Genomic DNA, 20,557 nt, shown 5'->3' on the forward strand with positions numbered 1-20,557 from the left:
CTTCCTTCGCGGATTATTTCACGAAGCGGGACAGCAGCATAGAGCCGTTCGTTCCGCCAAAGCCGAAGCTGTTTGTCATCACAGTATCCAGCCCCGCGTCAAGCACTGTCGTGAGGGCGATCTCGCCCGGATTGATCGCCGGATCGAGGGTTTCAACGTTGATCGAGGGCGCGATAAAGTCATCGCGCAGCATCAACAGGCAATAGATCGCCTCTTGTGCGCCGGTCGCGCCCTGGCTGTGGCCGGTCATGGATTTGGTCGATGAGATCACCGGATGGGTGTCCCCAAAGACGCGGCGGACCGCCTCGACCTCGCCCACGTCACCGACGGGGGTCGAGGTGCCATGTGCGTTGATATAGCTGACCTTGCGGCCCTCGGGCAGGGTGTTCAGCGCCAGGCGCATGGCGCGCTCGCCGCCCTCGCCAGAGGGGGCAACCATGTCATGGCCATCCGAGGTTGCGGCAAAGCCGGTGACTTCGGCATAGATTTTCGCGCCGCGCGCAAGGGCGTGTTCCAGCTCTTCCAGCACGACAATCGCGCCGCCCGCCGAGATGACAAAACCATCGCGGCCCGCGTCAAACGCGCGCGAGGCGCGCTCGGGCGTGTCATTGTATTTCGAGGACATGGCCCCCATGGCGTCGAACAGGCAGGACAGGGTCCAGTCCAGTTCCTCGCCACCGCCTGCGAACATCACGTCCTGCTTGCCGAATTGGATCTGTTCCGCAGCCGCGCCAATGCAATGCAGCGAGGTCGAGCAAGCCGAGGTGATAGAATAGTTGATGCCCTTGATTTTAAAGGCGGTCGACAGATTCGCCGACACGGTCGAGGACATGCCGCGCGGCACCATCAGCGGCCCGATGCGTTTGGGGCTGCCGGTGGTCAGCACGGTTTGATGCGCCGCGAACAGGTTCGAGGTCGATGGCCCGCCCGAGCCTGCGATCAGGCCGGTGCGCTCGTGCGAGATCTCGGATTCCGTCAGGCCAGCGTCGGCAATCGCCTGCGACATAGCAATCCAGGCATAGGCTGCGCCCGGGCCCATGAAGCGCAGCGTGCGCTTTTCGATATGGTCCGCGATGTTCAGTTTCACATCGCCCGCGATTTGCGAGCGGAAGCCGTGTTCCTGCATCTGCGCATTGGCAGTGATGCCGGATTTGCCCGCCTTTAGCGCGGCGGCGACTTCCTCGGCGTTGTTTCCGATCGAGGAAGCAATCCCCAGACCTGTAATCACAACACGACGCATGGCATTCTCCTTTCAGGCGACTTAGGCGGCAGGTGCCGCAAGGCCGACCTTCATATCCTTGACGGTATAGATCAGCTCGCCATCAGCCTCGACGCGGCCATCGGCCACGCCCATCTTCAGCTTGCGGTCGATGACGCGGGTGAAATCGACGAAATAGCGGATCATTTTGCGGTCGGGGCGGACCATGCCCTTCAGATTCACTTCGCCGACGCCCAGGGCAAAGCCCTGACCCTGCCAGCCGCGCCAGCCCAGATTGAAACCGGTCAACTGCCACAGGCCATCCAGACCCAGACAGCCGGGCATCACGGGATTGCCGGGGAAATGGCAGGCGAAAAACCACAGATCGGGGGTAATATCAAACTCGGCCACGACATGGCCCTTGCCGTGCAGACCGCCATCGCCCGAGATATCGGTAATGCGGTCCATCATCAGCATGGGGGGCATGGGTAGCTGGGCATTGCCCGGCCCGAACAATTCGCCTCGCGCACAGGCAAGGAGGTCATCTTTGTCGAAGTGCGTCGGGTAGCTGGTCATCTAAAGGGCTTATCCATGTCTACTTATATCAGGGGTCGTCTATCACCCCCCGCTTATTCAGGGCAAGCGCAACGGGGCGTCGCGAACGGCGATGGGCGTCATATAAGCGTGGCATTGGCCTTGCAGAAGGCAGGATCGCGTGAATTTGCGGGGCGCGCCAATCCAGTTGCACACGATTCGCATTGCGAGATTGGCCCATTTCCCGCATAGTCCCCCTATGGATACGATGAAAACCTTTCCCGAGATGGGTGAAGCGCAGACCGAGCGTGGCATTACATGGCTATGCGGGGCGGGTCTTCGCCCGACACGTCAGCGCGTTGCGCTGGCCACCCATTTGGTGGGCGACGGGTTGGATCGCCATGTGACCGCGGAAAGCCTGTTCGATGCCGTGACCGCCTCGGGCGAGCAGGTGTCGCTGGCGACGGTCTATAACACCCTGCGCGCCTTCTGCGAGGCGGGGCTGTTGCGCGAAATTACGGTCGATGGCTCAAAGGGCTATTTCGACACGCGCCTTGATGATCACCCGCATTTCTACTGGGAAGACAGCGCGACCCTCAGCGACGCGCCTGCTGATCAGCTGGAAATCCGCCGCTTGCCCCAGGCGCCCGCTGGCGTCGAGGTTGCCGCCGTCGACGTGATCATCCGCCTGCGCCGCAAGTAAAAAAACACGTTTAGGCGTCACATTGCTGTGGCGTTCTTGCGGTCTTTATTTTTCAGGAAATTGGCTGGGGTACCAGGATTCGAACCTGGGAATGGCGGTACCAAAAACCGCTGCCTTACCACTTGGCGATACCCCAACCGTGAGGCGGTATCTACTGATGTCTTTCGGGCTGTTCAACCCCCATTTTCAGCAATACCGCCAATGCCCATGCGTCACATACGGCGTGAATCGCGCCAGATCTGCATTTGGGGCGTGCCATTGCCAAGACGCGCGGGGGAAACCCCATTCGCCTCGACCGTTGCGGTCGCACGTTGCCGGTAGGCCGAGAAGTGCTGCGATTCGACGACGTCGATCGGCGTGTCGAATTGCACCGTCAGGCGTTGCCGCCCGCTGGCGTCCAATGTCTGCACATCCAGCAGCCTACCGGTAAAGGCATGGCCAAGGTAATGACCCGCCACCGGCGCGCCCAGTTCCAGCGGGCGCTGCGCATCGGCGCTGGCGGTGTTCCAGTCCCGATAGCCGTGGCTTTGCGCCACTGATTCCAACGCGGCTGAATGGGTGAGATGGGGGTTTTGGGCGCGCAGGGCGCGCGCCTCGGTTTTCAGGTGGTCGATACGTGCCATGATGGCATCCTTGGGGTCGCGGGCGTTGGTCTTGGGGCCCGCATTGCCAATAACCGCCCCGGCCTGGCCGGATGGATCATGGAAAAACACGCGACACCGCGTGGCCGGCTTCACCAAGGGATTGTCCCGCGGGCGGCAGGTTCCGGCAACCTGCCGCAGATATGGCGCTGCCGCGCCGCAAGGTCAAGGGCGCAGCGGGTCGGCCTTTGCCAGCGCATCAAATGCCATCAGCGAGGTCATCAGGCGATCCATCTGATCCAGATAGATCATATTGGGGCCGTCCGACGGCGCATTGTCGGGGTCTTGGTGTGTCTCAATGAACACGGCAGCAATGCCAAGGCTGACGGCCGTGCGGGCCATCACCGGCGCAAATTCGCGCTGACCGCCCGAAGAATTGCCCTGACCGCCGGGCTGCTGCACCGAATGGGTGGCATCCATGACCACCGGATAACCTGTGCGGGCCATGGTCGGCAGCGACCGCATATCGGTGACCAATGTATTATAGCCAAAAGACACGCCGCGCTCGGTCAGCATGATGCGGTTATTGCCGGTCGATGCGACCTTGGACGCGACATTCGCCATATCCCAAGGCGCAAGGAACTGGCCCTTTTTGATATTGATCGCGGCGCCCGTCTCGCCGGCAGCGATCAGCAGATCGGTCTGGCGGCACAGGAAGGCAGGGATCTGCAGCACATCCACGACCGAGGCGACCTCAGCACATTGTTCGCGTTCGTGGATATCGGTCAGCACGGGGCAGCCAAATGCGGCGCGCACACCCTCTAGGATCTTCAGACCAGCCTCCATGCCAAGGCCGCGCGTGCCCGACAGCGAGGTGCGGTTCGCCTTGTCATAGCTGCCCTTGAAAATGAACTGCGCGCCGGTGCGCTGGCAGATCTCGGCCAAAGTGCCGGCAATCATCTGCGCGTGATCGGCAGATTCCAACTGGCAGGGGCCAGCGATCAGCGTCAATGGCTGGTTGTTTCCAACGCTCAGGCCGCGAATGGCGACGTCCTGCATGATCTTCTCCTTGGGGTTGGCGCGGGGCGTGCCCGCGCCGCATTTATCAGGACGACACCTGTTCACGCAGAACCGAGGCTGTGATCGACAGCATCAGGTAAATGCCAGCAAACACCAATAGTGCGACAAGGGTGTTTTCAAAGGCGCGCGGATAGGTCGGTCTGTCCGGGGCGACGGGTTCGACGCCCATACGAATATAGCGCACTTGGCGCGAGGCTTCCAGACGGGCGGCCTCCATCTGCGCCAACGACTGGCCCACCATCTCGACCTGGAAGTTATAGTTTTCCTCGGCGATCCGCAGTTCAGTGTTACGCACCGCCTGCGAGCTGCCGCCGTCCGAGGCCGCAAGCGAGGTGCGCAGCTCGGCCACGAGGCCATCAATCGTCGCGATCCGGCTGCGCAGCCCCTGCAGTTGCGATTCGACCGGGCGCGAGGTGACCTCTAGGCTGCGCAGCGAGATTTGCAGCTGCTGGCGTTCGGTTTCCAGTGACGCAATCTGCTGCATACGCACTTGCAACTCGCTGGTTGGGTCGATCTGTTGCATCTCTTGCTGAATCGCGAGCCAGCGGGACAAGGCATCAGCGCGGCGCAGTTCGGCATCGCGATAGCTTTGTTCTGCATCGGCCATCTGCGCCTCGCGCAGGCGCAGGGTCATGCCGTCGATCTGCTCTTCCGCATAGCCGACCAGCGCCTTGGCAAAGGCCTCGCTGGTGGCGGGATCGGCGGCGATCACCTCCATCCGCAAGATGCCTTCGGTCGGGTCGAAACCGACCTTCACGTTGCGCTCGAACAGCTTGTAGGCGTCTTCATAGCCCGCATCATCGGGCAGGCGCTGCAGCGGGTCGATATTTGGCTGGTTGAAATGGGCGCGATAGCCCAAGTCTTCGTCCAGACGTATCATCGCTGTGCGCGAGGTCAGATAGGATTGCACCGTTACGCTGTCTTGGATGATGCCGACCGAGCCGCTGGCCGATAGCATAGATGCTGTGCTGGTGCCCGAACCCATCATGGCAGATGCGGGTTGGTCGATCGAAAATTCAGATTCCGTCGCATACATCGGCGTTGCGATGACATAAAAATACCAGCCGGCCAGCAGGGTCGGCAGAAATACGAAAAAGCTCAGCCGTGCGATCAGCAGCGCAAGTTTGCGGCGGCGGCGGCGGGCAATGTCGCGCTGCAGCGCCAGGATTTCCTTGCTGCGATCTGCGGCGGCGTCGATCAGCGTGGCATTGGTGCCAGCAACGGTTGGACGCCCGACCGGTGCGGCGGGGCGCAGCTGCGGTTCTGTTTTGGCGCGTTTTACAGGCAGATTTTCGGTCAGCGGCGAATTCGCCGTGCCATTTTGCCCTTGGCCATCATCGGGAATGATATCCAGCAGGCTATTGCCGCCAAAGGGGTCGACGCCGCGGGCGCGCAATTGGGCAACAGCGTCAAAATCCGTGGTAAATGTTATGCCGTGACGTTGGGCCACGCGGCGCGCCATGCGCAGTTGGCGGGCGGAAAGCCCCTCTTGCGCGATGACATTGGGGTCGGTCGATCCCGTCACAGGTGCTTCGGCCTCGGGCGGGGTGGCCGCAGATTGTACGGCGTCCGTATCGGTGAGCGGGGCATCGGGGCGCGGGCGGAACCGGCGGACTTTAGGCGGTGTAGTCATAAAGTTGTTTCGCCTCTTCCAGCGTGTCAAACATATGCAGCGTCCCGTCGCGCAAGACGGCCGCGCGCTCGGCAAATTTTTCCAGCACATTCGGCAGGTGAGACACGATGATCACCGTCGATTTTTCCAGCCGCTCACGCAAAATCGCGCCAGCTTTGCGGTTAAACTCGACATCGGTCGTGCTGGGCATGCCTTCGTCAATCAGATACATATCAAAATCCAGCGCGAGCATCAGCGACAGCGTGAAACGCGCGCGCATCCCCGAACTATAGGTGCCCAGAGGCATATCAAAATATTCGCCAAGGCCGCAAAGCCAGCGCGAGAAAGCCTCGACATAATCGTCATCAAGTCCGTAAATATTGGCGATATAGCGCGCATTTTCCTTGCCGGACATCTTGTTCACGACGCCGCCCATAAAACCCAGCGGGAAGGAAATGCGGCAATTGCGGATGATTTTCCCCTCATCCGGCTTTTCCAGCCCCGCGATCATATTGATCAGAGTGCTTTTCCCGGTGCCGTTGGGCGCCAAAATGCCGAGGGATTGCCCAAGTTCGACCCGGAACGAGGCGTGGTTCAGGATCACCTTGCGCTGTGTCCCGGTCCAAAAGGACTTACTGACGTCGTGAAATTCCAACATTGCCTGTTACCTGCGTTCCCGCATCCGTTATGGGCGCAACATGTTAATATCCCATGATAGGCGCAAGGCCCATGATAGGGCCAAGCGCTAGGGGAAATCCATGCGAAAGCGGAAATACGCGCGAATGCAGCAGCGTTAGGCGTGAATTGCGCCACTGCCGCAGGCAAGTGCGGCCTCGCGCACAGCTTCGGAAAAGGTCGGGTGGGCGTGGCAGGTGCGGGCGACATCCTCGCTTGATGCGCCAAATTCCATCGCGACGCAGATCTCATGCACCATATCGCCCGCTGCGGGGCCGATCAGATGGACGCCAAGGATACGGTCGGTTTCCTTATCCGCGATCAGCTTTACAAAGCCTTCGCCCTGGAACACGGCCTTGGCGCGGGCATTGCCCATAAAGCTGAATTTGCCCACCTTATAGGCACGCCCTTCGGCTTTCAGTGCCTCTTCGGTTGCGCCGACGCTGGCGACCTCGGGCGTGGTATAGATGACGCCGGGGATGATGCCGTAATTCACATGGCCCGCCTGACCGGCAAGGATTTCGGCGATGGCAATCCCCTCGTCCTCGGCCTTATGGGCCAGCATCGGGCCGGCGATCGCGTCGCCGATGGCATAGATGCCGCTGATATTGGTGGCGTAGTGGCTGTCAGTCTCGATCTGGCCACGCGGCGACAGGGCAACGCCAAGCGTATCAAGGCCAAGGCCCGCGGTAAAAGGCTTGCGGCCGGTGGCGACCAGAACGGTATCGACGGTCAAGCTATGCTCATCGCCGGTCTTGTTCAGTTTGTAGTTCAGCGTCGCGCCACCCTCTGCGGTGGTCGCGCCCTGAACAGCGGCGCCCAGCACGAAATTCAGACCTTGTTTTGCCAAAATGCGCTGCAATGTGCGCTGCACATCCGCATCCATGCCGGGGGTGATCTTGTCCTGATATTCGATCACGGTCACCTCGGCGCCAAGGCGGGCATAGACCGAACCCAACTCTAGCCCGATGACGCCCGCGCCGATGACGGCCAAACGTTTCGGGATCTGTTTCAGCGCCAAGGCACCGGTCGAGCTGACGATGACCTCCTCGTCAATCTCGACCCCGGGCAGGCTCGCGGGCTCCGAGCCGCTGGCGATGACGATATGCTTGGCGGTGTGAACCTCGTCCCCGACCTTGACCTGACCCGCAGCGGGGATCGAGGCCCAGCCCTTGATCCAGGTCACTTTGTTCTTTTTGAACAGGAATTCGATGCCGCCGGTGTTCTGCCCGACGACATCGCCTTTATAGGCCTGCATCTTGTCCCAGTTGACAGTGGGCGCCGCGCCTTCAAGGCCCATTTTGTCGAAATTATGCTGCGCCTCATGCAGGCTATGGGTCGCGTGCAACAGCGCTTTCGACGGGATACACCCGACGTTCAGGCAGGTGCCGCCCAAAGTCTCGCGTCCCTCGACCACGGCTGTTTTCAGGCCCAGCTGCGCTGCGCGGATCGCGCAAACATAACCGCCGGGGCCGGCACCAATCACGATCAGGTCAAAGCTGGACATTGGGTTCCTCCTCGTCGGGGGCTTGGTCTTGTTGGGTTAGAAAAGTGCAGCGATCAGCATGATCACAGTGCTGAGCAGCCCGACCGCCCAGATGGCCGAACGCCAAGGCGACCAGCCAAAGGCATAGGCGGGCACGTAAAGCACGCGGGCAGCCAGATAGATCCAGGCAAGCGTCGCGGTCAGGCCGCTGCTTTGGCCGGTGATCACCGTGACGATGACGGCGATGGCAAACAGCACAAGCCCTTCGGTCGTGTTGTTCACGGCGCGGATCAGGCGCCCGACCAGCGGCGGAAAGTTCGGGGCCGTATCACGCGGCCCCGCATTCCATTGCATCAGCCCGGCTTGGTTCATCGCCGCACCTGCAAGCATAATTTGCACAACTTGTAACAAGGCCACCAGAACAAGAACGATCAGCTCAGCAGTCATGGTCTATCCCTTTGATTACAGATCCATTAACAGGCGGCGCGGATCTTCCAGCGCTTCTTTCACGCGCACAAGGAAAGTCACCGCCCCCTGACCATCCACAATACGGTGATCATAGGACAAAGCCAGATACATCATCGGCCGGATCACAACTTGGCCATTCAGGGCGATGGGGCGATCCTGGATCTTGTGCATGCCCAGAATGCCCGATTGCGGCGGGTTCAAAATGGGCGAGGACATCAGCGAGCCATACACACCACCATTCGAGATGGTAAAGGTGCCGCCCTGCATATCCTCGATCGAGAGTTTGCCATCGCGCGCCTTGCGGCCAAAGCCTGCGATCTCTTTCTCGATCTGCGCAAAGGATTTGGTATCGGTGTCGCGCACGACGGGAACCACCAGACCATTCGGCGTGCCAACCGCCACGCCCATATGGACATAGCGTTTGTAGATCACCGAATCGCCGTCGATCTCGGCATTCACCTCGGGCACTTCGGCCAAAGCATGGGCGCAGGCCTTGGCGAAAAAGGACATAAAGCCCAGCTTCACGCCGTGTTTCTTTTCAAACAGGTCTTTGTATTGATTGCGCAAATCCATGATCGCCGTCATGTCCACCTCGTTATAGGTGGTCAGCATGGCGGCGGTGTTTTGCGCCTCTTTCAACCGGCGCGCGATGGTCTGGCGCAGGCGGGTCATCTTTACGCGTTCCTCGCGCGGCGCATCATCGGCGCGGCTGGCGGCGCGCGGCGCGGCGGGGGCCGCGGCAGGTGCGGGCGCGGCAGGTGCGCTGACCAATGCGGCCAGGACATCGCCTTTCATCACGCGGCCATCGCGGCCCGAGCCTGCGACGGCGCTGGCCTCAATATTGTTTTCCGCCATCAGCTTGCGCGCCGAGGGGGCGTCATCGCCCTTGCGGGCGGTGGCCTCGGGGACGGGCTTCACCTCGGCCTTGGGCGGCGCGATGGGGGCAGCGGCGGGCGCAGGCGCAGGCGCGGCGGCACCCGCAGTGATCTGCGCCAGCAGGGCGCCGACACCGACGGTCTCCCCCTCAGCCGCGATAATCTCGGCCAAGGTGCCGGCAGCGGGCGAGGGAACCTCGACCGTTACTTTGTCGGTTTCCAGCTCGCACAGCATTTCGTCGACCGCGACGGCATCGCCGGGCTTTTTGAACCATGTTGCCACGGTGGCTTCGGTGACGCTTTCTCCCAGCGTCGGAACACGGACTTCGGTGCTCATGGTCAGTTTCCTTTGATGGTCAGCGCTTCGTCGACAAGGGCGTTTTGCTGGGCTTTATGCTGGCTTGCAAGCCCCGTTGCGGGCGAGGCCGAGGCTGCGCGACCGACATAAGTCAGACGGCGGTGTTTTGCCTCGATCCGGTTCAGAACCCATTCGAAATTCGGCTCGACAAAGCTCCAGCCGCCCTGGTTGCGGGGCTCTTCTTGACACCAGATCATCTCGGCATCCTTGAAGCGGCCCAACTCGCGCACCAGAGTCATCGTCGGGAACGGATAGAATTGTTCCAGACGCATCAGATAGATATCGTCGATGCCGCGGGCGTCGCGTTCCTCGAGCAGGTCATAATAGACCTTGCCCGAACAGACGACGACACGTTTGATCTGATCGTCCGGCTTCAACTCGGTCGCCGAGCTGCCCAGTTGCGCATCATCCCACAGCACGCGGTGGAACGAGCTGCCTTCGGTGAAATCGCTGGCCTTGGACGTCGCCAAACGGTGGCGCAGCAGCGATTTGGGCGTCATCAGCACCAGCGGTTTGCGGAAATCGCGGTGGATCTGACGGCGCAGAATGTGGAAGTAGTTCGCAGGCGTCGTGCAGTTCGCGACGATCCAGTTATCGCCGCCGCACATCTGCAAGAACCGCTCAAGGCGCGCGGACGAGTGTTCGGGGCCTTGGCCCTCGAACCCGTGCGGCAGCAGCATCACAAGGCCCGACATCCGCAGCCATTTCGATTCGCCCGACGAGATGAACTGGTCGAACATGATCTGTGCGCCGTTCGCGAAATCGCCAAACTGGGCTTCCCACAGGGTCAGGGCGTTCGGCTCGGCCAGCGAATAGCCGTATTCAAAGCCCAGAACAGCATATTCCGACAGCATCGAATCGATGACTTCGTAATGCGACTGGCCTTCGCGGATATTGTTCAGCGGATAGTAACGCGTCTCGCTTTGTTGGTCGATAAAGGCCGAATGACGCTGGCTGAACGTGCCGCGCGTCGAATCCTGACCCGACAGGCGGACGGGATAGCCTTCGGTCAGCAGACCGCCAAAGGCCAAAGCCTCGGCTGTCGACCAGTCAAAGCCTTCGCCGGTTTCAAACATATTCCGTTTGGCTTCCAGCAGGCGGTCAACGGTCTTGTGCAGGCCAAAGCCATCCGGGGCGGTGGTCAGCGATTTGCCGATTTCCGCCATGGTTTCAGCCGCGATCGCGGTGGCGACGCGCGGGGTATTGTCCTGATCGGGGCGGCCCAAATGCGCCCAGCGGCCGTCCAGCCAGTCGGCTTTGTTCGGCTTGAAGGTCTTTGCCGCCTCGAATTCATCATTCAGATGGCTTTGGAAACGCGCCTTCATCTCCTCGATCTCGCCTTCGGGGATCAGGCCGTCAGCGACAAGGCGGTCGGTATAAAGCGTCAGGGTCGTCTTGTGGCCCTTGATCGTTTTATACATCGCCGGGTTGGTGAACATGGGCTCGTCGCCCTCATTGTGACCAAAGCGGCGATAGCAGAAAATGTCGATCACCACGTCCTTGTGAAACAGTTGGCGGAACTCGGTCGCGACCTTGGCGGCGTGGACCACGGCCTCGGGATCGTCGCCGTTGACGTGGAAAATCGGCGCCTCGACCATCAGGGCGATGTCGGTCGGATAGGGCGAGGATCGCGAATAGCTGGGCGCGGTGGTAAAGCCGATCTGGTTGTTCACGACGATATGGATCGTGCCGCCGGTTTTATGGCCAACAAGGCCCGACAGGCCAAAACATTCCGCCACAACGCCCTGACCGGCAAAGGCGGCATCGCCGTGCAGCAGAATCGGCAGCACTTTGGTGCGCTCGCTATCGCGCAGCTGCGCCTGTTTCGCGCGCACTTTGCCCAGCACGACAGGGTTCACCGCCTCGAGGTGCGAGGGGTTCGCGGTCAGCGACAGGTGCACCTTGTTGCCGTCGAATTCACGATCAGATGATGCGCCAAGGTGATATTTCACATCGCCCGAACCATCGACATCCTCGGGCTTAAAGCTGCCGCCCTGGAATTCGTTGAAAATCGCGCGATAGGGTTTGGACAGCACGTTGGCCAGCACCGACAGACGGCCGCGGTGGGGCATGCCCATGACGATCTGCTGCACGCCCATCGCGCCGCCGCGCTTGATGATCTGCTCCATCGCCGGGATCAGCGCTTCGCCGCCATCAAGGCCGAAGCGCTTGGTGCCCATGTATTTGACATGCAGGAACTTTTCAAAGCCCTCGGCCTCGACCAGCTTGTTCAGAATCGCGCGGCGACCCTCGCGGGTGAAGGTGATTTCTTTGCCGTAACCCTCGATCCGCTCTTTCAGCCAAGCTGATTGTGCGGGGTCCGAGATGTGCATGTATTGCATCGCAAACGTGCCGCAATAGGTGCGGCGGACCAGATCGACGATCTGGGTCATGGTCGCAACTTCCAGCCCCAGCACGTTGTCGATAAAGATCGGGCGTTCCATATCGGCACCGGTGAACCCGTAAGAGGCCGGGTCCAGCTCGGGGTAATAGGGTTTTGCCTGCATCCCAAGGGGATCAAGGTCGGCGGCCAAATGGCCACGGATGCGATAGGCGCGGATCAGCATCAGCGCGCGCAGCGAATCCAGCACGGCGGTGCGCAGCTGGCCTTCGGACACCTTGCTGCCGACCTCGGCCGCTTTGGCCTGCAGTTTTTGCGTCGTGGTTTTCACCTGATCGGCGGGGATCGGATCGCCCGGCCATTGCCCGTCTAGCGCCGAGATCGCATCGCCCGCCGCCATCGGCGGCCAGTCGCGCCGCGCCCAAGAGGGGCCAGATACTTCGGCCTGGGCCGCCCCATTGTCGTCAAGCGCGGCGAACAAAGCCCGCCAGCTTTCGTCAACCGATTGCGGGTCACTGGCGTAGCTTGCCTGCAAATGCGCGATGTAATCGGCATTGGCACCGTTCAGCATATCTGCGGCGCGAAAGGCTTGCGATGAGGACTGGTCGTTCATGACTCTCGACTCTTTGGGTCTATAAAGGCGGCTTTAGCCGCGAATGGCTTGCATTACGGCCTGCCCCAGCGTCGCTGGGCTATCGGCCACCACGATGCCGGCAGAGCGCATCGCGTCGATTTTCGATTCGGCATCCCCGGTGCCACCCGAGATCACCGCACCTGCGTGACCCATACGGCGGCCGGGCGGGGCGGTACGGCCCGCGATGAAACCGGCGGTCGGCTTCCAGCGGCCACGGGCCTTTTCGTCCTTCAGGAACTGGGCGGCCTCTTCCTCGGCTGTGCCGCCGATCTCGCCGATCATGATAATGGATTCCGTCGCCGGATCGGCGAGGAACATTTCCAAAATATCAATATGCTCGGACCCTTTGATCGGGTCGCCGCCGATGCCGACGGCGGTCGACTGGCCCAGACCGACGTCGGTCGTCTGCTTGACCGCCTCATAGGTCAGTGTCCCCGAGCGCGAGACCACGCCGACCGAACCCGCGCTGAAAATGCTGCCGGGCATAATGCCGATCTTGCAGGCATTCGGGGTGAGAACGCCCGGGCAGTTCGGCCCGATCAGGCGCGATTTCGAACCCACCAGCGCGCGTTTGACGCGCATCATATCCAGCACCGGAATGCCTTCGGTGATCGCGACGATCAGCGGCACTTCGGCGTCAATCGCCTCGAGGATCGAATCGGCGGCAAAGGGCGGCGGGACATAGATCGCAGTGGCATTGGCCCCGGTTTTCGCGATCGCTTCATGCACGGTATTGAACACGGGGAGGCCAAGATGGGTGGTGCCGCCCTTGCCGGGCGTCACGCCGCCGGCAAGCTGCGTGCCGTAATCCAGCGCCTGCTGCGAATGGAATGTGCCTTGCGCGCCGGTGATGCCCTGGCAGATGACACGGGTCTGGGCGTTAACGAGAATGGCCATTCAAGCCTCCGCTGCCTTATGGGTTGCATCCTTGACCGCCGCGACGATCTTTTGCGCCGCATCCGCCAGATCGTCTGCGGGTATCACGTTCAGGCCGGAATTGCGGATGATATCCTTGCCGATTTCGACATTCGTGCCCTCCAACCGGACGACAAGGGGCACTTGCAGGCCAACCTCGCGCACGGCGGCAATGATACCGTCGGCGATGATATCGCAGCGCATGATGCCGCCAAAGATGTTCACCAAAATCCCCTGCACATTGGGGTCAGAGGTGATGATCTTGAACGCCTCGGTCACCTTTTCTTTGCTGGCGCCGCCGCCGACATCCAGAAAGTTCGCGGGCGCCGAACCATAGAGCTTGATGATATCCATCGTCGCCATCGCAAGGCCCGCGCCGTTGACCATGCAGCCGATGCTGCCGTCCAGCGTGATATAGTTCAGATCGAATTTGGACGCAGCAAGCTCCTTTTCGTCCTCCTCGGCCTCGTCGCGCAGGGCGGCGATTTCGGGGTGACGATAAAGGGCGTTGTTGTCAAAACCGACCTTGGCGTCGAGGCAGTGCAGATGGCCCGCTGGCGTCACGATCAGGGGATTGATCTCGAGCATCTCCATGTCGCGCTCGGTGAAGGCGCGGTAAAGATTGCCGGTCAGGGCGACGCATTCCTTGATCTGCGCGCCGGACAGTTCCAGCGCAAAGGCAATGGCGCGGCCATGCCATTGCTGGAAACCCGTCGCGGGATCGACCGCAATGGTGATGACCTTTTCCGGCGTCGTTGCAGCGACATGTTCGATATCGACGCCGCCCTCGGTCGAACAAACGAACGAGATGCGCGAGGTTTTGCGATCGATCAGCAGCGCCAGATACAGCTCGCGCGCGATATCGGCGCCAGCTTCAAGATAGACGCGGCCGACTTTGCGACCCTTGGGGCCGGTCTGCACGGTGACAAGGGTGTTGTCCAGCATCTGGCGCGCGATCTGCGCGGCCTCGGACGCCGAGCGCGCGAGGCGGACACCGCCGCCGGCACCTGCGGCCTCCTCGATGAAATGGCCTTTGCCGCGACCACCTGCGTGGATTTGCGCCTTTACCACCCATAGCGGGCCCTGCAGCGCGGCCGCAGCTTGGTCGGCATCACGGCTGTTCAGGATGATCTGACCCGCTCCAACGGGGATCTGGTAATCACGCAAAAGGCCTTTTGCCTGATATTCATGAATATTCATCGCCCGCCTCATCTTGCCACTTGGGGCATATATGCGGTCTTTGCGGTAAACTTCCTATAGTCCGCCGCGTGGCCGCCTGAAACTGCGGCCAATCAACCACAGGCGGTGCGCGTTCAGAACGGGATTCTTGGGGGTTAGCGCTAAAATCCGACATTTGTGATCACACGATTTGATCATGTGATCACAAAAAAGTCCAAAGTTTTGGCGGTAATAAAACCTTAATCAAAACAACGTGGATTCGTGATAACAAAAACCCACCAGAACGTGATGTTCCGGTGGGCTTCATGGCCTTAAACGGCGGGTTTAGACAAGGCTGGGGTCGATGGTCTTGCAAGCTGCGACAAGGCCCTTCACCGCGTCGACCGACTTGTCGAACATGGCTTGCTCGTCCGCCGACAGCTTGATGCCGATGACCTTTTCGATGCCGCCTGCACCGATCACGGTGGGCACGCCAACATAAAGGCCGTCGAGGCCGAAGGCGCCCTCGACATAGGCTGCGCAGGGCAGGACGCGCTTTTGGTCTTTCAGATAGCTTTCGGCCATCTCGATCGCCGAGGTCGCGGGCGCATAGAAGGCCGAGCCGGTCTTCAACAGGCCGACGATTTCCGCGCCGCCATCACGGGTGCGCTGGATGATGCCGTCCAGCGTCTCTTGCGAGGTCCAGCCCATCTCGACCAGGTCGGGCAGGGGGATGCCGCCAACGGTGGAATAGCGCGCCAGCGGCACCATCGTATCGCCATGGCCGCCCAGCACGAAAGCGGTAACGTCCTTCATCGACACGCCAAATTCGACCGACAGGAAGTGACGGAAGCGCGCCGAATCCAGCACGCCAGCCATGCCAACAACCTTATGCGCGGGCAGACCCGAGAATTGTTGCAGCGCCCAGACCATCGCATCCAGCGGGTTGGTGATGCAGATGACAAAGGCGTCGGGCGCGTGTTTGGCGATGCCTTCGCCGACCGATTTCATGACTTTCAGGTTGATGCCCAGCAGGTCATCGCGGCTCATGCCCGGCTTGCGCGGCACGCCGGCGGTCACGATGCAGACATCGGCGCCTGCGATATCGGCGTAATCATTGGTGCCTTTGAGGATGGCGTCAAAGCCTTCGGACGGGCCCGATTGCGCGATATCCAGCGCTTTGCCCTGGGGGGTGCCTTCGCTGATGTCGAACAAGATCACATCGCCCAGTTCCTTGATGGCCGCCAAATGGGCCAGCGTGCCACCGATTTGACCGGCGCCGATCAGTGCAATTTTGGGTCGTGCCATGGTTTTCCGTTCCTCCTTGAAGGGCAAACAGCGGGCTTTTGCCGCTCTGACGGGCCTTGCGTAAACCCGCACGGCAACTGGCGCAAGACTGCCTGCGCGCTGTTAGCGCTCGCCTTTGAACGTGGCCCGTCGTATCGCTGGGGAAATCGCTGTTTTCCAATTGAAAGGACATGCCATGAAAGCCTATCGCCTGCTGACCGCCGATGACACCTCTGCCTTCTGCCATAAGGTGACCGAAGCCTTGTCCAAAGGCTGGGAACTATACGGCAATCCCACCTATGCCTTTGATGCGGCGAACGGAGTCATGCGCTGCGGTCAGGCCGTGACCAAGGATGTCGATGCGACCTATGACCCTGAAATCAAGCTGGGCCAGCTGTAATCCGTTTCGATTCGGTTGCGTGTCACGCGGCTTGTGATCACAAATGACAGGTTTTGCGATAACATGACCCCGGCAGTGGCGATTTTCCCGTGACTTCGCTTTTGGATCGTTTATGCAAAAGCGAATTGCCAAAGGGTTTGCTGCGGGCGAGCCGGTGTGGGCCATGCGTTGGCCCCACTGCCAGCCCGCCACGAGAGAGGTGGCGTCATGGCTGATATGCAAAAGGGCGGGCGGCCATTATCGCCCTTCATGCTTGGCAAATATTACCGCATCCAATTAACTTCGGCATCGTCCTTGCTGACACGCATCAGCGGCAATGCCCTGATTGCGGGCGCTGTGCTGCTGGTGTGGTGGCTGCTCGGGCTGGCGATGGGGCCTGATTGGTTCGGGCCGGTGCATTGGGTTGTGACCAGCTGGATCGGGCGGCTGATCATCGTGGGTTCGACCTGGGCGCTGTGGTATCACCTGCTGGCAGGCGCGCGGCATCTGATATTTGATCAGGGCTATGGCCTGAAAATCCAGACGGCCGAGCGGCTGGGCTGGGCGGCTGTCATTGGCTCATTCGTGCTGACGGTGCTGACCGTTGGCCTGTTCTGGCTGATCTAAGGGGGCGATCATGCGTTATTTGACGGATCGCAAACGTGCCGTTGGCAATGGCGCATCGCGCACGGGCACGTTTGACCATATTTTCATGACCTCGACATCTTATGGCTTGCTGGTGCTGGTGCCTTGCCTGGTCTGGGTGCTGGGGAATGCGCTGTTCCTGCCGTTTGATCAGGCGCGCGCCTATGTCGGTCGGCCGTTTCCGCTGATCGTCTTGGGTTTGACGCTGGTGGTCGGTCTGCGCCACTTTGCTGTCGGCGCACAGATGATGCTGGAAGATTACCTGCAGGGCTTTGCCCGTGAAATTACCGTGCTGATCGCCCGCGGCCTGTCGTGGCTGCTGATCGCGACCGGCCTGTTGGCGCTGGTGCGTCTGGCGCTGGGCCAACCTTCATGAGGACGTAAAGACGTGGCTGCTTACACATACGAGACGCATGAATATGACGTCGTGGTGGTTGGTGCCGGTGGCGCGGGCCTGCGCGCAACGCTGGGCATGGCGGAACAAGGCCTGCGGACGGCCTGTATTTCCAAGGTTTTCCCGACCCGCTCGCATACAGTTGCGGCGCAGGGCGGCATTGCGGCCAGCCTAGGGAATATGGGCCCCGATAGCTGGCAGTGGCATATGTATGACACGGTGAAGGGCAGCGACTGGCTGGGCGACACCGATGCGATGGAATATCTGGCCCGCGAAGCGCCCAAGGCGGTCTACGAGCTGGAACATTACGGTGTGCCGTTTTCCCGCACCGAAGAGGGCAAGATCTATCAGCGCCCCTTTGGCGGTCACACCACCGAATATGGCGAAGGCCCGCCTGTGCAACGCACCTGCGCCGCCGCCGACCGTACCGGCCACGCGATCTTGCACACGCTTTATGGCCAAAGCCTGAAACAGCAGGCTGAGTTCTACATCGAATATTTCGCGCTCGATCTGATCATGTCCGAAGACGGTGTCTGCACCGGCGTTCTGGCATGGAAGCTGGATGATGGCACGTTCCACGTCTTTTCGGCCAAGATGGTCGTGCTGGCGACGGGCGGTTATGGCCGCGCCTATTTCAGCGCAACCTCGGCCCATACCTGCACGGGCGACGGCGGCGGCATGGTGGCGCGCGCGGGGCTGCCGCTGCAAGATATGGAATTCGTGCAATTCCACCCCACGGGTATCTATGGCTCGGGCTGTCTGATCACCGAGGGCGCGCGCGGCGAGGGTGGTTATCTGACCAACGCGGCCGGCGAGCGGTTTATGGAGCGCTACGCCCCCACCTATAAAGATCTGGCCAGCCGCGACGTCGTCTCGCGCTGCATGACGATCGAGATTCGCGAAGGCCGCGGTGTCGGCCCGAACAAAGACCACATCTACCTGCACCTGAACCACCTGCCGCCCGAGACATTGCACGAGCGTCTGCCCGGTATTTCGGAATCGGCGCGGATTTTCGCCGGTGTCGATCTGACCAAAGAGCCGATCCCCGTGCTGCCGACCGTCCACTACAATATGGGCGGTATCCCGACGAACTATTGGGGCGAAGTGCTGAACCCGACGGCGGATAATCCCGACCGTGTGCAGCCGGGTCTGATGGCGGTGGGCGAGGCGGGCTGTGCCTCGGTCCACGGTGCGAATCGGTTGGGGTCGAATTCACTGATCGACCTTGTGGTGTTCGGGCGTGCGGCAGCCATTCGTGCGGGCCAGATCGTTCAGGCGGGCACTCCCAATGCCGCGCCGAATCTGCATTCAATTGCAAAGGCTTTTGATCGGTTCGACGCCTTGCGTTATGCCAATGGCGGCACGACGACCGCCGATCTGCGATTGGAAATGCAGCGCGCCATGCAGGCCGATGCCGCCGTGTTCCGCACCGACAAAACGCTGGCAGAGGGGGTCGAAAAGATGACCGCCGTTGCGGCCAAAGTCGCGGATCTAAAGGTAAGTGACCGCAGCCTTGTGTGGAACAGCGATCTGATGGAAACGCTGGAGCTGACGAACCTGATGCCCAACGCGCTGGCGACAATCGTCGCCGCCGAGGCACGCAAGGAATCGCGCGGCGCCCATGCGCATGAGGACTATCCTGAACGCGATGACGTGAACTGGCGCAAGCACTCGCTAGCCTGGGTCGAGGGGAATACTGTATCCTTGGATTATCGTCCGGTTCATCTTGATCCGCTGACGACGGTCGAGGAAGGCGGGATTGATCTGAAAAAGATCGCCCCCAAAGCACGGGTCTATTAATTGAAGTATATCGTTCTCTTTACGGCTTTTGCCGGGCTGGCGGGGTGCATCGGGCAAGATACGGTGACCGATGCGTCGCGCGTCCTGGCCAAGGAAGCGGTGAATAATGCCGTGGCCGCCCGCGCGCCCGGTATCAATGTCGCGCCGGTGACGGATTGCATTATCGACAATGCCAACGGGTCTGAGCTGTTGGTGCTGGCAACCGGGGCCGTCACAGGCACGGTCAGTGCGGAAACCTCGCAGCTTGTGCGCGATATCGCCACGCGCCGCGGCACGCAGAATTGTTTGCTGAGTAATATGAGCAACGCCGGCCTGCTGTCGGTCATGCAAGGGGCGCTGTCGTAATGCGCGCGCCGGCGCTGGCACTGCTGGGGTTTGTGACCCTGACGGCTTGCGGTGCCGCGCCCAGCGGCAATGTCGATATTGTCGCCGCGACCGCTTATTGCGAACAGCGCGCCCGTGCGGCGATGGGGCCAACGGGCGGTGTAACGGTTGGCTTCAACAACCGATCCGGCCCGTCGGCCGAGGTCGAGTTGGGTGTGAATACAGATTTCCTGCGCGGGCGCGACCCGATGCAGGTCTATGATGAATGTGTGCGCCGCAGAACGGGCTTTGCGCCCTATCGTCCGCCCGCACTGTGATAAGGAAGCTGTTCATGAAGAAATTCGTATTCGCCGCTGTGCTGGCGCTGATCGCCGCGCCTGCAATGGCGCAAGATACCAGCGCCGCCCGCGCCCTGATCCTGCCGATGCTGCAAGAGATCTCGCCGGGGGCCGCAGGTGAAATTCTGGCCGATTGCGTGCTGCAGGCGGCAACGGCAGACGAATTGGCAACGCTTTCCGCCGCCACCGGCCCCAGCCGCGAGGTTGGCACATTGATTACCAGCATCGTCAGCCGTCCGGCCGCGCTGAATTGCGTGAACGCCGCAGGCTAAGCGGCACCCCCAGCGACAGCCAGGGATAAGGAGAGGGAACATGGTCCAACTGACACTGCCCAAGAACAGCCGGATGACGGTTGGCAAAACATGGCCCAAGCCCGCAGGCGCAAAGAACGTGCGCAAGGTGCAGATATATCGCTGGTCGCCCGATGATGGCGCGAACCCGCGCCTCGACACCTATTTCGTCGATCTGGATCAATGCGGCCCGATGGTGCTGGACGTTCTGATCAAGATCAAGAACGAGATCGACCCGACCCTGACCTTCCGCCGGTCCTGCCGCGAGGGGATCTGCGGCTCTTGCGCGATGAATATCGACGGGCAGAATACTCTGGCCTGCATCTATGGCTTGGACGAAATCCGCGGCGATATCCGCATCTATCCGCTGCCGCATATGCCGGTGATCAAGGATCTGGTACCGGATCTGACGCATTTCTATGCCCAGCATGCCAGCATTATGCCTTGGCTGGAAACCAAGACCAATACACCGCAAAAAGAAT

Annotated in this window: 22 protein-coding genes and 1 tRNA gene (1 of these 23 only partly in view); 9 read left to right on the plus strand and 14 right to left on the minus strand. The window is 60.9% G+C overall.

The window, feature by feature from the left end; translation table 11 throughout:
* Positions 1-13 precede the first annotated feature (13 nt).
* The gene (gene fabB / locus KVU_RS12880) at positions 14-1,240 is read right to left on the minus strand and encodes a beta-ketoacyl-ACP synthase I (protein ID WP_013382947.1); all 1,227 of its coding nucleotides are present in this window, start codon (positions 1,238-1,240) and stop codon (positions 14-16) included.
* A 21-nt stretch (positions 1,241-1,261) separates the two neighbouring features.
* Entirely contained in the window at positions 1,262-1,774 is a 513-nt protein-coding gene (gene fabA / locus KVU_RS12885) for a bifunctional 3-hydroxydecanoyl-ACP dehydratase/trans-2-decenoyl-ACP isomerase (RefSeq protein WP_014538101.1), read from the minus strand.
* A gap of 217 nt (positions 1,775-1,991) precedes the next feature.
* Between fabA and irrA the strand changes: the two genes are divergently transcribed.
* Positions 1,992-2,435 (plus strand): iron response transcriptional regulator IrrA, encoded by a 444-nt coding sequence (gene irrA / locus KVU_RS12890; RefSeq protein ID WP_013382949.1) that lies wholly within the window; start codon positions 1,992-1,994, stop codon positions 2,433-2,435.
* A gap of 61 nt (positions 2,436-2,496) precedes the next feature.
* On the opposite strand, the gene KVU_RS12895 is transcribed toward irrA, so the two are convergent.
* The 12 genes from KVU_RS12895 to mdh all read right to left on the minus strand — a co-directional run bounded on the left by KVU_RS12895 (position 2,497) and on the right by mdh (position 15,926).
* Positions 2,497-2,571 (minus strand) — tRNA-Gln (locus KVU_RS12895).
* Positions 2,572-2,647: 76 nt separating this feature from the next.
* Entirely contained in the window at positions 2,648-3,058 is a 411-nt protein-coding gene (locus KVU_RS12900; RefSeq protein WP_014538102.1) for a glyoxalase superfamily protein, read from the minus strand.
* Between the two features lie 183 nt (positions 3,059-3,241).
* Positions 3,242-4,075: a 3-deoxy-8-phosphooctulonate synthase gene (kdsA, locus tag KVU_RS12905; RefSeq protein WP_013382951.1), complete on the minus strand. Its 834-nt coding sequence runs from the start codon at positions 4,073-4,075 to the stop codon at positions 3,242-3,244.
* 46 nt (positions 4,076-4,121) lie between these two features.
* On the minus strand, positions 4,122-5,729 hold the full coding sequence (locus tag KVU_RS12910; protein WP_014538103.1) for a KpsE/RkpR family capsule polysaccharide export protein: 1,608 nt from the start codon (positions 5,727-5,729) through the stop codon (positions 4,122-4,124).
* Entirely contained in the window at positions 5,713-6,366 is a 654-nt protein-coding gene (locus KVU_RS12915) for an ABC transporter ATP-binding protein (protein WP_014538104.1), read from the minus strand. The genes KVU_RS12910 and KVU_RS12915 overlap by 17 nt, the downstream gene beginning before the upstream one ends.
* 135 nt (positions 6,367-6,501) lie before the next feature.
* Positions 6,502-7,890 carry a dihydrolipoyl dehydrogenase gene (gene lpdA / locus KVU_RS12920; protein ID WP_013382954.1) on the minus strand — a complete coding sequence of 463 codons (1,389 nt, stop codon included), beginning with the start codon at positions 7,888-7,890 and terminating at the stop codon, positions 6,502-6,504.
* A 36-nt stretch (positions 7,891-7,926) separates the two neighbouring features.
* A complete protein-coding gene (locus KVU_RS12925) occupies positions 7,927-8,316 on the minus strand; it encodes an MAPEG family protein (RefSeq protein WP_013382955.1) in 390 nt (129 codons plus the stop codon).
* Between the two features lie 15 nt (positions 8,317-8,331).
* A complete protein-coding gene (gene odhB, locus KVU_RS12930) occupies positions 8,332-9,549 on the minus strand; it encodes a 2-oxoglutarate dehydrogenase complex dihydrolipoyllysine-residue succinyltransferase (RefSeq protein WP_014538105.1) in 1,218 nt (405 codons plus the stop codon).
* 2 nt (positions 9,550-9,551) lie between these two features.
* Positions 9,552-12,524, minus strand: coding sequence for a 2-oxoglutarate dehydrogenase E1 component (locus KVU_RS12935; protein ID WP_013382958.1), 2,973 nt, complete (start codon positions 12,522-12,524; stop codon positions 9,552-9,554).
* Positions 12,525-12,557: 33 nt separating this feature from the next.
* On the minus strand, positions 12,558-13,442 hold the full coding sequence (gene sucD / locus KVU_RS12940; protein WP_013382959.1) for a succinate--CoA ligase subunit alpha: 885 nt from the start codon (positions 13,440-13,442) through the stop codon (positions 12,558-12,560).
* Positions 13,443-14,660: an ADP-forming succinate--CoA ligase subunit beta gene (sucC, locus tag KVU_RS12945; protein WP_013382960.1), complete on the minus strand. Its 1,218-nt coding sequence runs from the start codon at positions 14,658-14,660 to the stop codon at positions 13,443-13,445. It abuts the gene before it with no gap.
* Between the two features lie 303 nt (positions 14,661-14,963).
* The gene (gene mdh / locus KVU_RS12950) at positions 14,964-15,926 is read right to left on the minus strand and encodes a malate dehydrogenase (RefSeq protein WP_013382961.1); all 963 of its coding nucleotides are present in this window, start codon (positions 15,924-15,926) and stop codon (positions 14,964-14,966) included.
* Positions 15,927-16,101: 175 nt separating this feature from the next.
* Between mdh and KVU_RS12955 the strand changes: the two genes are divergently transcribed.
* From KVU_RS12955 to KVU_RS12990, 8 genes are all read left to right on the plus strand, one after another.
* Positions 16,102-16,305, plus strand: coding sequence for a DUF1737 domain-containing protein (locus KVU_RS12955; RefSeq protein WP_013382962.1), 204 nt, complete (start codon positions 16,102-16,104; stop codon positions 16,303-16,305).
* Between the two features lie 207 nt (positions 16,306-16,512).
* Positions 16,513-16,911, plus strand: coding sequence for a succinate dehydrogenase, cytochrome b556 subunit (gene sdhC / locus KVU_RS12960; protein ID WP_013382963.1), 399 nt, complete (start codon positions 16,513-16,515; stop codon positions 16,909-16,911).
* Positions 16,912-16,921: 10 nt separating this feature from the next.
* A complete protein-coding gene (locus tag KVU_RS12965) occupies positions 16,922-17,305 on the plus strand; it encodes a succinate dehydrogenase, hydrophobic membrane anchor protein (protein ID WP_013382964.1) in 384 nt (127 codons plus the stop codon).
* Between the two features lie 12 nt (positions 17,306-17,317).
* The gene (sdhA, locus tag KVU_RS12970; protein ID WP_013382965.1) at positions 17,318-19,123 is read left to right on the plus strand and encodes a succinate dehydrogenase flavoprotein subunit; all 1,806 of its coding nucleotides are present in this window, start codon (positions 17,318-17,320) and stop codon (positions 19,121-19,123) included.
* Positions 19,124-19,468: a succinate dehydrogenase flavoprotein subunit gene (locus KVU_RS12975; protein ID WP_013382966.1), complete on the plus strand. Its 345-nt coding sequence runs from the start codon at positions 19,124-19,126 to the stop codon at positions 19,466-19,468.
* Positions 19,468-19,764, plus strand: a complete 297-nt coding sequence (locus tag KVU_RS12980; protein WP_013382967.1) for a hypothetical protein — start codon at positions 19,468-19,470, stop codon at positions 19,762-19,764. Before KVU_RS12975 ends, KVU_RS12980 begins: the two co-directional genes overlap by 1 nt.
* A gap of 14 nt (positions 19,765-19,778) precedes the next feature.
* Complete coding sequence (locus tag KVU_RS12985; protein WP_013382968.1) at positions 19,779-20,057, plus strand: hypothetical protein; 279 nt, start codon at positions 19,779-19,781, stop codon at positions 20,055-20,057.
* A gap of 40 nt (positions 20,058-20,097) precedes the next feature.
* A protein-coding gene (locus tag KVU_RS12990; RefSeq protein WP_013382969.1) for a succinate dehydrogenase iron-sulfur subunit crosses the window boundary here: on the plus strand, positions 20,098-20,557 show its 5' portion. The gene runs 320 nt beyond the window's last position; the window shows 460 of its 780 coding nt (coding positions 1-460); its start codon is at positions 20,098-20,100; its stop codon lies beyond the right edge, outside the window.

It is taken from the genome of Ketogulonicigenium vulgare WSH-001 (genome assembly GCF_000223375.1).
GTDB classification, from domain to species: domain Bacteria; phylum Pseudomonadota; class Alphaproteobacteria; order Rhodobacterales; family Rhodobacteraceae; genus Ketogulonicigenium; species Ketogulonicigenium vulgare.